Here is a 13,294-nt window from a genome sequence, read left to right on the forward strand (position 1 = left end):
CGAACGAGTGAGTTGGATGCGGAAAGTGACGCCAACCGACCTCGGAGGCCTAACCCTGCTTGCCATGGGATCGACAGTGCTCAGCCTGCGGGTAGACGGTGAGCTGCTCGACCGGCTCCGGCAGCACGCCGCCAAACGCGGAATGAGCGTCCAGGACTATGTGGTCCGGACGCTCATTCGGGACGACTTCGACGAGCGCTTCAAGACGGCCGTCGACGAGACGCAGAAGTTCTATGGAGCGGAAGGGGTCACGTGAGGCCGAGAGCCGGCATCGCGTAGTAGAAGACGAAGACCGCCGACACGACGTACATGGCCACCGGCACCTCACGCCAGCGCCCGGCCGCCACCCGCAGCACGGTGAAGGCGATGAAGCCGATGCCGATGCCATTGGTGATCGAGTAGGTGAACGGCATCATCACCATGGCCAGGAAGGCCGGGATGGCGAGCGTGTAGTCGCTCCAGTCGATGTCCCGCACCGAACCCGCGATGATCAGGAAGCCGACGGCCAGCAGCGCCGGAGTGGCCGCCTGCGACGGGACCATGGTCGCCAGCGGCGTCAGAAACAGTGCCACCGTGAACAGCAGGCCGGTCACCACGCTCGCGAAGCCGGTGCGTGCGCCCTCGCCGACGCCCGCGGTGGACTCCACGAAGCAGGTTCCTGCGGAGGCGGAGCTCGCACCGCCCGCGGCGACCGCGATGCCGTCCACGAACAGCACCTTGTTGATGCCGGGGAAGTTGCCGTCCTTGTCCATCAGCTTGGCCTCGTCGCCGACGCCGAGGATGGTGCCCATCGCGTCGAAGAAGCAGGACAGCAACACGGTGAAGACGAACAGGATGCCGGTGAGCACACCCACCTTGTCGAAGCCGCCGAACAGACTGACGTGGCCGATCAGCCCGAAGTCGGGGGTGGCGACCGGATTGCCCGGCCACTGCGGGACGGTCAGGCCCCACGCCTCGCCCGGCAGATCGGCGACCGCGTCGATGATCAGCGCGACGACCGTCATCGAGACGATGGAGATGAGGATCGCGCCCGGCACCTTGCGGACGATCAGCGCGAGCGTGAGCAGCGCGCCGAGGATGAAGACCAGGACCGGCCAGCCATGGAGGTGGCCGTCACTGCCGAGCTGGAGCGGCACGGTGGTGTGCGCGGCGTCCGGGATGCGGGAGACGAAGCCCGAGTCGACCAGACCGATCAGCAGGATGAAGAGACCGATACCGATGGCGATGCCCTTGCGGAGCGACGTCGGTACCGCGTTCATCACGCGTTCACGCAGCCCGGTCGCGACCAGCAGCATGACGACGATGCCCGCGAGGACGACCATGCCCATCGCGTCCGGCCAGCTCATCCGGGGGGCGAGCTGGAGGGCGACGACGGTGTTGACGCCGAGGCCGGCGGCCAGCGCGATCGGCACGTTGCCGATGACGCCCATCAGGAGCGTGGAGAACGCAGCGGTCAGCACGGTGGCGGTGACCAGCTGGCCACCATTCAGCTGGTGCCCGTACATGTCCTTCGCGCTGCCGAGGATGATCGGGTTCAGCACGATGATGTACGCCATCGCGAAGAACGTGGCGAATCCGCCACGGATTTCGCGCGCGACCGACGACCCCCGCTCGGAGATCTTGAAGAAACGGTCCAGGCCGCCGTGCGGTTGTGGAGCCGGAGGCTGCTTGGAGGCGACCGCAGCGGTGGCCGAGGGGGACATGTATGACCTCAGTCGTACGTAGAGGGGAGAGAAAAGTAGTCAGCTTTGGACTTTTACACGAATAAATCGAGACAGCCGTAAGCAGATTTCAGTATGAATACATAAGGCAAAGATCGCTATCTCCGCGCGTAGACCCTTGGGCGGACTGGGCCGAGGAGCTTTACATATCGGCCGCATAGACTGAGCCCATGGCGAAGTGGACACCGACACACGAGGCACCCGAGCCCCTGGAGGGGCCCGTCGTCGCCACCATCACCGGCGGCACGATCCTCTGGTTCGTCCTCTTCCTCGTGCAGCTGCCGTTCTACGGCTGGTTCGACGACCACGGGCACACGTGGTGGATCTGGACGTGTCTGGCCGGTGCCGGGCTCGGACTGATCGGCATCTGGTACGTGCGGGGGCGCGACGCGGCGATCAAGCGGGCGGCCGTCGAGGCCGGACCGGCTGACGCGTCCAGCGACGAAAGTCAGGGTCGGCCCTGACTTTCGTACAGCCCGAGGACCATTCCGCTCCTCCCCCGGTCTGATCTTCGGCCCCCCGGCGGGTGAACCGGACGTTCCACCCGTACCGTCGGAACCATGACGCAGCGGGCACTCCGCTCCTCCGGGGAGCACACACCTGGTCGGCCCCGTCGGCGGGCCATGATCGACGCCGGTTCCGAGCTCGACCCGGTCCACCCGATGAAGCTCCCTGCCACGACCGTCCGCACGAGCGGGCTGACCGCGGCCGAGGTGGCCGAGCGGATCGCCCGGGGCGAGGTCAACGACGTACCCGTCCGCTCGTCCCGCTCCGTCCGCGAGATCGTCCGCGCCAACGTCTTCACCCGGTTCAACCTGATCATCGGCGTGCTCTGGCTGATCATGCTGTTCGTCGCGCCGATCCAGGACAGCCTCTTCGGCTTCGTGATCATCGCCAACACAGGCATCGGCATCGTCCAGGAGTGGCGCGCCAAGAAGACCCTGGACAGCCTCGCGGTCATCGGCGAGGCGAAACCCACGGTCCGGCGCGACGGGGTCGCGGCCGAGATCTCCACCTCCGAGATCGTGCTCGGCGATCTCGTCGAGCTCGGGCCCGGCGACAAGGTCGTGGTCGACGGCGCGGTGGCCGAGGCCGACAACCTGGAGATCGACGAGTCCCTGCTCACCGGCGAGGCCGACCCCGTACTGAAGCAGGCCGGCGACCCGGTGATGTCCGGCAGCTTCGTCGTCGCGGGCGGCGGCGCGTTCTCCGCCACCAAAGTCGGCCGCGAGGCCTATGCCGCGCAGCTCGCCGAGGAGGCGTCCCGCTTCACGCTCGTCGAGTCCGAGCTGCGCAGTGGCATCAGCACGATCCTCAAGTACGTCACCTGGATGATGGTGCCGACCGCGATCGGCCTCATCATCAGCCAGCTCGTCGTCAAGAACACCAACGTCAAGGACTCGATCGCCCGCACCGTGGGCGGCATCGTCCCGATGATCCCCGAGGGCCTGGTCCTGCTCACCTCGGTCGCCTTCGCGATCGGTGTCGTACGGCTCGGCCGCAAGCAGTGCCTCGTGCAGGAGCTGCCCGCCATCGAGGGTCTCGCCCGGGTCGACGTCGTCTGTCTGGACAAGACCGGCACGCTCACCGAGGGCGGGATGGACGTCACCGAGGTGCGGGCGCTGAACGGCGCGGACGACCCGTACATACGCCAGGTGCTGAGCGCCCTCGGCGCATCCGACCCGCGGCCCAACGCCAGCCTGCAGGCGATCATCGACGCGTACCCGTCCCCGAACGGCGAGGCATGGCGGTGCACGGAGGCCCTGCCGTTCTCCTCGGCACGCAAGTACAGCGGCGCCGCGTTCGTCGAGACCGACGGGCGGTCGTCGACCTGGCTGCTCGGCGCACCCGATGTGCTCCTCCCGGACCAGGACCCGGCGCTCGGCGAGATCGAGCAGCTCAACGAGCAGGGGCTGCGGGTGCTGCTGCTGGCGCGCGCCGAGGGCGAGCTGGAGGGGCCGGAGATCGCCCACGGGGCCGTACCGACCGCGCTGATCGTGCTGGAACAGCGGCTGCGGCCGGACGCCGGGGACACGCTGCGCTACTTCGCCGACCAGCGGGTCGCCACGAAGGTCATCTCCGGGGACAACGCCGTCTCGGTCGGCGCGGTCGCGGGCAAGCTCGGCCTGCCCGGCGCCGAGCACACGCTGGACGCGCGCCGGCTGCCCACGGACCCGGACGCCATGGCCACGGCCATGGAGGAGAACGCGGTCTTCGGCCGGGTCACCCCGCAGCAGAAGCGCGAGATGGTCGCCGCCCTCCAGTCCCGCGGCCACACGGTCGCGATGACGGGCGACGGGGTCAACGACGTGCTGGCGCTGAAGGACGCCGACATCGGGGTGTCGATGGGTTCGGGCTCCGAGGCGACACGCGCCGTGGCCCAGATCGTCCTGCTGAACAACAGCTTCGCGACACTGCCGTCGGTGGTCGCGGAAGGCCGCCGCGTGATCGGCAACATCACCCGGGTCGCCACCCTGTTCCTGACGAAGACCGTCTATTCGGTGCTGCTGGCGATCCTGGTGGTCTGCTTCCAGGTCGAGTACCCGTTCCTGCCCCGGCATCTGACTCTGCTGTCGACGCTGACGATCGGCGTCCCGGCGTTCTTCCTGGCCCTCGCCCCGAACAAGGAGCGGGCCCGGCCGCACTTCGTCCGAAGAGTCATGCGGTACTCGGTGCCGTCCGGCGTCATCGCGGGCATCGCCACCTTCGTGACGTACCTGGTCGCCCGGCACTACTACACGGGTACGGAAGCGCTGGGCGCGGAGACCAGCGCCGCGACGCTCACGCTGTTCCTCGTCTCGATGTGGGTTCTCGTGATCATCGCCCGCCCGTACACCTGGTGGCGGATCGTCCTGGTCGCGTCGATGGGTGCGGCATTCCTGATCGTGCTGATGGTGCCGTGGCTGCAGAACTTCTTCGCGCTGAAGCTGGTGGGCGCGGTCATACCGTGGACGGCGGTGGGGATAGCGGTGGTGGCGGCGGCTGCCCTGGAGTTCACCTGGCGACTGGTCAGCCGCCGCTTCCCGGTGTAGCCGTTACCGCACGTCGACGAAGTCGCCGGCGGTGGTGACGGCCGGGGTGGTGGACGTACCGGCGAAGCTGTAGCGCCAGTAGCCGTCGACCGAGGCCGTGACCGTGGTCTTCAGGTTGCCGGTGCTGTTCGTCTTGATCGTCTTCACCGTGGTGTAGGTGGAGCTGGTCTTCTTGCGGAACTGGAGCTTCACCGACTGACCGGTGTAACCCGCGTACGTGTGGGACTCCCAGTTCGCCCGCGAGAGCTTCCCGGTGACCGTGATGGTCCTGCCCTTCCTGACGGGCTCCGGGGAGGCGTTGACCGTCAGCTTCGACAGCCGCTGGATCTTCGCCGTGGCGTAGGAGTCGTAGGAGGTGCTGGAGCCGTCCGTGGCCTCCGCGCCGGCGAGGACGTGCCAGGAGCCGGCCAGCGCGTTCTTCGTCAGATCGACCCGCGGGTCGATCGTGATGGTGTACGAGCAGGTGGAGGTGGTGGCGCTCGCGGCCTTGCAGGTGGCCTGCCCCTCGTTGGGCAGCAGCGCGCCGTCCATGCCCTCGTCCAGGCTCTTCCCGTGCCACAGGATCAGCCAGCCGTCGGCTATGCCGGAGGCGTGCGAGGCGGTGACCGACACGGTGATGGTCTTCGCCGCCGTCGTGCCCAGGACGGTGTTCTTGCCGCCGTTGACGCTGACCTTGGAGATGACGGGATCCGCCGTTGCCGCGTGCGCGGCCGGGACGGCGAGAGCGGACAGGACCAGGGCGCCGGACGCGGCGGCGACAGTGGCACGTATGCGCATATTTTCTCCCGTGGAGAAAGGGGTCCGTCGGGCAGGTGGCGCGGTGGCTCCGGCCGCGGTGGGACCCGATGGGTCAGTGCGTCCGCGGACCCGGCGGGCCGGGCGGGGACGCACAGGATGGGGGTACGAGAAGCGGGACCCCCATACCGGAGATCCCGCTGCTCGTGTGGACCACGTGTGGAACTACTGCACGTCGACGTAGTCACCCGCGGTGGTGACGGCCGGGGTGGTGGAGGTACCGGCGAAGCTGTAGCGCCAGTAGCCGTCGACCGAGGCCGTGGCCGTGGTCTTCAGGTTGCCGGTGCTGTTCGTCTTGATCGTCTTCAGCGTGGTGTAGGTGGAGCTGGTCTTCTTGCGGAACTGGAGCTTCACCGACTGGGTCGCGTAGCCGTGGTAGGCCAGGTCGTCCCAGTTCGCGCGGGAGAGCTTCCCGGTGACCGTGATGGTCCTGCCCTTCTTCACGGGCTCCGGAGAAGCGTTGACCGTCAGCTTCGAGAAGCGCTGGAGCTTGGTGGTACCCAGGCCGTCCTGCACTGCGTAGTCGATCTGGGTGGGGTCGGGGTTGCTCGGGTCCTGGCCGTTGTAGTCGACGGCGAAGCCCGTCGCCTTCCACGTCGTGGCGTCCGCGTTGCTGATGAGGTCGTAGTACGGCGAGATATCGATCTGCCCCTTGCAGGTGGCGACCGTCGAGGAGACGGCCTTGCAGGTGGGGGGCTTGGCGCCGTAGAGCTCGTTCGCCGGAGCGTCGAACGAACCGCGGTAGAGCGCGACGTCGAGAAAGAATTCGGAGCCGAAGATGTCCACGTCGGCGGCGTGCGTCACCGTGTACGTGGTCGCCACGGTCTTCGTGGCGCTGATGCCCACGGCGATCGGCTTGCCACCGTTCACGGTGAACTTCGAGAAGGTCAGGTCGAGCGGGACACCGGCGGTCTCGGCAGCGGTGACGGAGCGCGCGCCGGACTTCGCACCGGACTGCGTGCCGGACGCGGCCTGAGCGGCGCGCGCGGCATCGAGGACAGTGGAGCGGTGCGCGTCGTCGGCCTGAGCCGCAGACGGAACGACGAGGGCGGAGAGAGCCAGGGCGCCGGTTACGGCGGCCACAGTGGCACGAATACGCATGTTTCGTTCCCCAATGTGGAGAAGGGGCCCGCGGAGGTCGTCCGTTCCCGGGCCCAAGGTCGTCTGTGAAGCCTGGTGGCTTCACAGACAAGACCATGGAGACGCGTGAACGGTTGTGCGGCCCGTGGGGATTTTTGCGAATACGTGTCCCTGCCCAGGTATTGGCGCGTTCCGCCCCTTTGCCGTGTCAGTCGAACCAGCGGTCGCGCGCCAACTCCTCCGTGCGCGACGGGTCCTGCAGCAGCGCAGCGACCTCGAAACGGCGTGGCCACTGACCCGCCGCCCAGGCCAGGCCCGCCGCGACACCCTCCAGCGTCGAGGCGTGGACGGTCCCGTCCGGGGTGCGGCGCCAGTCCAGCTCGACGCCGCCCGCCCGGAGTTCGCCGTGTTCGACGTACGTGTCCGGGGTACCGGCGCCGAGCAGGATCCGCACCGACTCCGGCACCTGGTGCTCCTCGCCGTCCGTCGTCACCTCCGCCTCGACGGTCTCGCCGAGCCGCCGCACCTGGAACAGCTCGGCCAGGTCCGCGGCGCGCGCCGGGGCCACCGGCAGGAGCGGCAGGCTGCCCGTCAGCGGCAGCAGGTCGGGGGCGTCCGCGATCACCGCGTCGGCCGCGTCGACGACGCGTACCTCGCCGTCGACCATGGCCCGCAGCTCGTCGGGCAGCGTGACCTGCTCCGGGTCGAGATCGGCCAGGGCCGTGTACAGCTCGTGGAGTTGTACGGAGCCGACCGGGCGGTCCTCGTCCGCGAGCCGGCCGAGGAGTTCCGCCGCACCGCCCGGCTCGTCGAGGAGCGCGGCGACGGAGGTCCTTACGCCGAGGGCGCGCAGCACCTGGACATCGTCGAAGCCGGTCGCGTCGGCGGAGTCGTACAGTCCGGACAGTCGCGGGTCGCCACCCGCAGCCCGCAGCCCCGCCGGGCGGCGGCCGCCGAGCACCGGATGGTCGCGCAGCCACCATGCGGTGTACGAGCGCACGGACCGGGTCGTGCCGTCCGGGAGCAGCACCCGCACCGGCTGGGTCAGCGCGTCGCGCAGCGGCGGCCGGGAGAGCAGGGCGAGCGCCTGCGGCCAGGCATCGTCGTCGACGAGGTCGAGGTCGCGGACGGCGACGATCTCGGTGGCGACGGGCGGCACTTGGGCCCGCCCGTCGCCCGACCACCACCCCTCGTTGTCACCGCTGCGCGGCGGCAGACTCAATTGCAGCTGGTCGAGAATGTCCTCGCACCACACGTCGACGGCGTCGAGCAGTCCCGCGTCGTCGGGTTCGGCGAAGTCGCCTTCGCGCGGCTCCAGTTCGTCGGGGTCGAGGACGACGTCGGTCGCCCGGACGAGCGCGAAGGTGGCCAGCACCCCGCAGGCGGTCAGCGGCTGCTCGCCCCAGCGGTCCGTCAGTTCCTCGTCACAGAGCGCGAGTTCGCCCTCGCGCATGATGCTCGCGAACGGGCTTCCCGGCAGCACGAGTTCACCGGCAGGTGCGGGTTCGCCGTCCTCGTCGGGGAGGGCGAGTGCACCGAGCCAGGGCTCGTCGCCCGGCGCGAGGTCGGCGTCCCGGACGAGCGTGAGGACGGTGTCCGCGAGCTCCTCCGCGTCCAGCGCGTCCTCGTCCCACACCTCGCCGGCGTCCAGCGAACCGGCGACGGCCGCACGCACCTGCGGGGTCGTCAGCACCGCGCGCGGGGTGGCGGGCAGGGCACCCAGCTTCTCCAGGAGCGGATGTGCGGCATCCGGATGCGCGACCTTCAGCCCGAGCCGGGCCAGTCGGCCCAGGACCGGGCCGGTGAGGGCGTCGGGGACCGGCAGGAGGACCTGTCGGGGACCGATGGCGGTGCGCGGTGGTGCGGTGTCCGGGGCGCCCGCCGCGCTCTCCACTGCTCCGGCCAGTGGGACCGGGAGTCCGGAGAGCCGGTCGGGGTCGACTCCCGACAGGCTGTCGTACAGCCGCCGCCACCAGTCGGGTTCGCGCTCCAGACCGGCGAGCCGGTCGATCGCCTCGGCCAGCGGGACCCGGGCGACGCCGAGGGTACGCAGTTCGCTCCGGCGCTCAAGTCCCGCGGGCAGCAGGCACGGCAGCACCTCGGCAAGCACCTGAACGGTCTCGGCGCCCACCCCCTCCACGACCTCTGCCTCGATCGGCCGCAGCGCGGTGGTGGCCACGCGGACGTTCTCCGCCCCGGCGTCCCAGGCGTCCCACTGCTCGGGCTCGGCGGCGGCGTCGCGCGGGGCGGCGGGCTCCAGGAACGCGACGCGCGGCAGCCGGTCCAGGATCGCGCCGCGCACGGCACCGTCCAGTTCGCTCTTGCCGAGCGGGCCGGGCACGAGGTCGAGAGTGGCGATGGACACCGGATGCCAGTCGGCGAGCAGTTCGGCGTACGCGTCGGCCGCGCGCTGCACCAGGAAGTCGGTGAGCGGGCCGGGCGCGGGGTGGCGGCGCGTGGTGTCGAGCGGCAGCGACGCGATGAGCAGGGCGGGGACGCCGAGGGGCTCGTCGGTGGGGGTCGGCGCGTGCACGACGGGGGCGGTACGGGGGTACACCGGCGCCCCTTCCCCGTCCACGGGCACCGCCCAGGTCACCGACCAGTGCGGGCGCAGCCGTTCCTCCAGCGGGCGGTCGGCGAGCAGGGCCGGTTCGATCGGCCCGTGCTGGGCGACGGTGCGCCAGCGGTTCGTGCCGTACGCGGAGTCGTCGATGTGTGTGTAGGGGCCGTGCTGGGAACGGCTGAGCGTCCGCAGGTCCTCGGGGGTGTCGATGACGATCTCTTCGAGACCGGCGAGCGTCAGGAGGAGCGCGTCGTCGACGGCGGCGAGCAGCCGTCCGACGAGGTCCTCGGCGACGCCGTCGCGCAGCGGCAGGACGACGACGGTGTCGTACCCGTCCGGTGCGGTGCCCTCGGCGGGCAGCGGAAGACGCAGCAGCGGTACGTGGCCGTCGCGGCGGCGGAGTTCGTCACCGAGGCCCGGGCTGCCGACGGCGGCCTCGCGGGCGAGGTCACGGGCCTCGGCGAGGGACCAGCGGACGCCGCCGTGCCGGCCGACGACGGCGGGCTCGTCGCTGACCGCGAGGACGGCGGCGAACCCGACGCCGAACCTGCCGACGGCGGACTCGTGGCCCTCGCGCTTGGCGGAGGCGCGGAGCGTGCTGAGCGATTCGACGCCGGTGGCGTCGAGGGGGGCGCCGGTGTTGGCGGCGGCGAGGACGGCGGGTCCGGTGTCCGAGGCGGGGTGAAGGGTGAGACGGAGCCGGCCGGGGACGCCGGCGCGGGCGGCCGCATCGGCGGCGTTCTGGGCGAGCTCGACGACGAGGCGGTCGCGGTAGCCGCCGAGCGCGAGGTCCTCCTCGGCGTTGGCGTCCTCCCGGAACCGGGCCGGACCGGCGCCCCAGGCGTCGAGCACCCCGCGCCGCAGCCGTGCCGTCCCGAACGGATCGGCCCCCTCGGTCGCATTCATGCTCACGCTCTGACTCCGCTCTGTCCGGTGACGCGTTACCCGTGTGCGGCGGGGGTGTGCGTGCGCCTGCGTGCGCGTACACCCGTGCCGCCAGTGTGCGCCCGAAGGTACCGCGACCGACAATCCCGCGTGGCGCGGCGATGGGGCGCCACCCTTGTCCCCCATCGCCGGACGGGCTCGAAATGCCCCCGGCGCGTCGTCACGCCTTGTCCGCCCTCGCCGGACGGGCTCGATCCCGCCCCCGAAATCACACCCCGCGCCGCACCGAAAGTCGCACGGGCAACATATCGAGCCCGTCCCGAGCGACACATCAAGCCCGTCCGGCGATTGAGGACAAAGCGCTCACCAGGAGCCCTGGGGCCGCACCGCAGCACGCGACCCCCGGGTACCGCAAACCCGGACCCCCCAGCGGCCAGGAGCGTCAGGAGTGGCCCAGGTCCTCCGACGGCGCATCCGGTTCCGCCGGGACCGATCCGCTGTCCCGCGCCGGACGCAGCGGGTACTCGTCCACCTGCATCGTGTCCAGCGCGTGCGGCGCCGGCTTCGGCGGCTTCGGCATCACCGCTGCCTCCGAGTGCCCACCGCAGCCGTACGACAGGGAGACCACATGCCCGTCCGCCGGGCCGAACTCGTTCGCGCACACGCCGAAGGCCTGCCGCAGCGAACCCGCCAGGGGCACCAGGAAGGCACAGGTGACACAGGAAGCCGGTGCCGCCTGAGCCATCGGCGTCTTCGCGCCGAATGTCTCGTCCCAGCGGTCGGCCGCGGCATGCAGCCCGTACCGGGACAGCACCCGTGCCCGCCGCATGCCGAGCTCTTCCGCGAGCGCAGCGATGGAGCCGCGCCTCGTCGTCTCCGGGCGCGTCGTGAGTTCCGCGTCCTCCGCGTCGACGAGGTCGGCCATCTCCTCCGACATCTCGGAGGCCACCGAGCTCGGCAGCGGCTCGTCCTCGCCGCTGTACCCCGGCTCCAGACGCAGATCCTCCGCCTCCGTCGGCAGCAGATCACCGGGTCCCATGTCACCGGGCCGCAGCCGCTCGCTCCACGGCACCCACTCGGGAGCTAGCAGCGCGTCGGTCCCCGGCAGCAGTACCGCCTCGTCGAGCGTGACGATCTTGGCGCGGGAGGCCCTGGCGACCGTCACCGCCCAACGCCAGCCCTTGTAACCGGGTTCCTTGCACTCGAAGTAGTGCGTGACGACCCGGTCTCCCTCGGAGACCAGGCCCACGTGCTCACCGACCTCCCCCGGCGCGGCCACTTCCTCGGCCGCCGCGCGCGCGAGGTCTACCGCCTCGGCGCACAGACGGTCGGGGGCAGGGGTACGGGCAGTACGGCTTCGCGTCGTAGCAGCACTCACAGGTCTCGCTTCTCTCCATACGCCGTCTCACGAGTGCGCCAGCAGATCCATCGATTTCGGCCATGACGGTTGCGGGCGGAGCGGACCTGGGGGCCGCGTCGACGTCCGCACCCGTTGTGCCTGCCTCGGGCGCGCCTTCTGCTATCCATTCTGCGGGATCGCCGAGAGGCGCGCGGCCAAGAACAACCGCCGGGGGCGCGCTACGCACGCTACCCTCTCCGCAGCTCCCCGCCCACCTGCCCGTCCCAATCGACGGCGTATCCACTGCCGTGTCCGGGTCGAGCGGTCGGAGGATTGCCCTGTCGGCAGGGTCCTCACTGACCCGACAGGGCGGCGAACTCCGCGCCCCGTACCGTTCTCGGTTCGTTACCGCAGTGGCTGGGGCACTATGACGAGGTGGCTTCCGCCAGGTCGCACGACGGATCCGGCCCGCTCCGCAGGACGGGCCGGTCGATCGGTCATGCCCTGCACGCGCCCTTCACCGGCACCGCGAAAGGCATCCGCAAAGCGACGCACGCCCACGGGGCCGGCGAGTCCGGACTCGGCAAGCTGATCGAGCTGCACGCCGTGAACGGCGCGGGCGACGTGATGATCACGGTGGCGCTGGCGTCGACCGTGTTCTTCTCCGTACCGACGGACGAGGCGCGCGGCCGCGTCGCTCTCTACCTCGCCGTGACGATGGCACCGTTCACTCTCCTCGCCCCTGTCATCGGCCCGCTCCTGGACCGTCTGCCGCACGGCCGCCGCGCCGCGATGGCGGGCGCCATGCTGGCGCGTGCGGTGCTCGCGCTCACGATGTCGGGCGCGGTCGCCACGGGCGGCCTGGAGCTGTATCCGGCGGCACTGGGCGTGCTGGTCGCCTCGAGGGCGTACGGGGTCGTGCGCAGCGCGGTCGTGCCACGCCTGCTGCCACCCCGTTTCTCCCTGGTGAAGGCCAATTCCCGGGTCACCCTGGCCGGGCTTCTGGCCACGGGCGTGGCGGCGCCGATCGGGGCCGGGCTGCAGACCATCGGGGCGCCCTGGCCGCTCTACGGCGCGTGTCTGATCTTCACCGGCGGCACCGTTCTCGCGTTCACGCTGCCCCACAAGGTCGACTCGGCGAAGGGCGAACGCCGCGCCCAGCTGGTCGAGCCGCACAGCCATCAGCCCTCCGTCCGCAGCAGGCCGTCCGTGGCCAACGGGAAGAAGGGCAGGGCCAGGGCCAACGGGGAGAAGGAGAAGCGACCGGGGCTGCGGACCGTCGGGCCGTCCGTCCTGCACGGGCTCCAGGCCAACGCCGCGCACCGCGCGCTCTCCGGCTTCCTGATCTTCTTCCTGGCGTTCCTGCTGCGGGTGCACCCGCTCGCCGGGCAGAGCGCGGCCGTCTCGCTCGGCATCGTCGGTGTCGCGGCCGGGGTCGGCAATGCCCTCGGCACGGCGATGGGCTCCTGGCTCCGGGCCCGCGGCCCCGAGGTGATCATCGCCTCGGTGCTGGGGCTGGCGCTCGGTGTCGCCGTCCTCGCCGCGGTCTTCTTCTCCACCGTGATGGTCGCCGCGCTCAGCGCGGTGGCGGGTTTCACGCAGGCACTGTCCAAGCTGTCGCTGGACGCGACGATCCAGCGCGACGTGCCCGAGGAGGTCCGCACGTCGGCGTTCGCCCGGTCCGAGACACTGCTCCAGATGGCCTGGGTGGTCGGCGGCGGTATCGGCATCGCTCTCCCCCTCAACGGCGTACTGGGAATGTCGGTCGCCGCGGGGATCCTCGCCCTCGGTGCGGCTGCCTCCGTACGGGGTCTGCTGAGTGCGGCGCGACGCGGCTCGCCGCACCCCCGCGTGGCGTGAGCGGGAGCGACCGATAGCC

At 70.7% G+C, this 13,294-nt stretch carries 9 protein-coding genes; 4 read left to right on the plus strand and 5 right to left on the minus strand.

Features of this window, described 5'->3' with window-relative positions:
- Window positions 1–64: 64 nt before the first annotated feature.
- Window positions 65–256, plus strand: a complete 192-nt coding sequence (locus tag OG972_RS18640; protein ID WP_266982960.1) for a ribbon-helix-helix protein, CopG family — start codon at window positions 65–67, stop codon at window positions 254–256.
- On the opposite strand, the gene OG972_RS18645 is transcribed toward OG972_RS18640, so the two are convergent.
- On the minus strand, window positions 249–1,703 hold the full coding sequence (locus OG972_RS18645; RefSeq protein WP_266982962.1) for an NCS2 family permease: 1,455 nt from the start codon (window positions 1,701–1,703) through the stop codon (window positions 249–251). The two genes, OG972_RS18640 and OG972_RS18645, sit on opposite strands and share 8 nt — an antisense overlap.
- 188 nt (window positions 1,704–1,891) lie before the next feature.
- On the opposite strand from OG972_RS18645, the gene OG972_RS18650 reads away from it, so the two are divergent.
- Both OG972_RS18650 and OG972_RS18655 read left to right on the plus strand, forming a co-directional pair.
- Window positions 1,892–2,185, plus strand: a complete 294-nt coding sequence (locus OG972_RS18650) for a DUF2530 domain-containing protein (protein WP_266982964.1) — start codon at window positions 1,892–1,894, stop codon at window positions 2,183–2,185.
- 96 nt (window positions 2,186–2,281) lie between these two features.
- Window positions 2,282–4,753 (plus strand): HAD-IC family P-type ATPase, encoded by a 2,472-nt coding sequence (locus OG972_RS18655; RefSeq protein ID WP_266982966.1) that lies wholly within the window; start codon window positions 2,282–2,284, stop codon window positions 4,751–4,753.
- Between the two features lie 3 nt (window positions 4,754–4,756).
- On the opposite strand, the gene OG972_RS18660 is transcribed toward OG972_RS18655, so the two are convergent.
- The 4 genes from OG972_RS18660 to OG972_RS18675 all read right to left on the minus strand — a co-directional run bounded on the left by OG972_RS18660 (window position 4,757) and on the right by OG972_RS18675 (window position 11,454).
- Entirely contained in the window at window positions 4,757–5,530 is a 774-nt protein-coding gene (locus tag OG972_RS18660; protein ID WP_266982968.1) for a DUF5707 domain-containing protein, read from the minus strand.
- A 183-nt stretch (window positions 5,531–5,713) separates the two neighbouring features.
- Entirely contained in the window at window positions 5,714–6,649 is a 936-nt protein-coding gene (locus OG972_RS18665; protein ID WP_266982970.1) for a hypothetical protein, read from the minus strand.
- 187 nt (window positions 6,650–6,836) lie between these two features.
- Complete coding sequence (locus OG972_RS18670) at window positions 6,837–10,097, minus strand: sacsin N-terminal ATP-binding-like domain-containing protein (RefSeq protein WP_266990568.1); 3,261 nt, start codon at window positions 10,095–10,097, stop codon at window positions 6,837–6,839.
- Between the two features lie 421 nt (window positions 10,098–10,518).
- Window positions 10,519–11,454 carry a DUF3027 domain-containing protein gene (locus OG972_RS18675; protein WP_266982972.1) on the minus strand — a complete coding sequence of 312 codons (936 nt, stop codon included), beginning with the start codon at window positions 11,452–11,454 and terminating at the stop codon, window positions 10,519–10,521.
- A gap of 396 nt (window positions 11,455–11,850) precedes the next feature.
- Between OG972_RS18675 and OG972_RS18680 the strand changes: the two genes are divergently transcribed.
- Entirely contained in the window at window positions 11,851–13,275 is a 1,425-nt protein-coding gene (locus OG972_RS18680; RefSeq protein ID WP_266982973.1) for an MFS transporter, read from the plus strand.
- The last annotated feature ends 19 nt before the right edge of the window (window positions 13,276–13,294 follow it).

This window comes from Streptomyces sp. NBC_01669, from assembly GCF_026339735.1.
Lineage (GTDB): Bacteria > Actinomycetota > Actinomycetes > Streptomycetales > Streptomycetaceae > Streptomyces > Streptomyces yanii.

Coding starts and splice junctions, on each gene's coding strand:
- OG972_RS18640 (WP_266982960.1), top strand. CDS start 65: ATGGGATCGACAGTGCTCAGCCTGCGGGTAGACGGTGAGCTGCTCGAC.
- OG972_RS18665 (WP_266982970.1), bottom strand. CDS start 6,649: ATGCGTATTCGTGCCACTGTGGCCGCCGTAACCGGCGCCCTGGCTCTC.
- OG972_RS18660 (WP_266982968.1), bottom strand. CDS start 5,530: ATGCGCATACGTGCCACTGTCGCCGCCGCGTCCGGCGCCCTGGTCCTG.
- OG972_RS18645 (WP_266982962.1), bottom strand. CDS start 1,703: ATGTCCCCCTCGGCCACCGCTGCGGTCGCCTCCAAGCAGCCTCCGGCT.
- OG972_RS18650 (WP_266982964.1), top strand. CDS start 1,892: ATGGCGAAGTGGACACCGACACACGAGGCACCCGAGCCCCTGGAGGGG.
- OG972_RS18670 (WP_266990568.1), bottom strand. CDS start 10,097: ATGAATGCGACCGAGGGGGCCGATCCGTTCGGGACGGCACGGCTGCGG.
- OG972_RS18655 (WP_266982966.1), top strand. CDS start 2,282: ATGACGCAGCGGGCACTCCGCTCCTCCGGGGAGCACACACCTGGTCGG.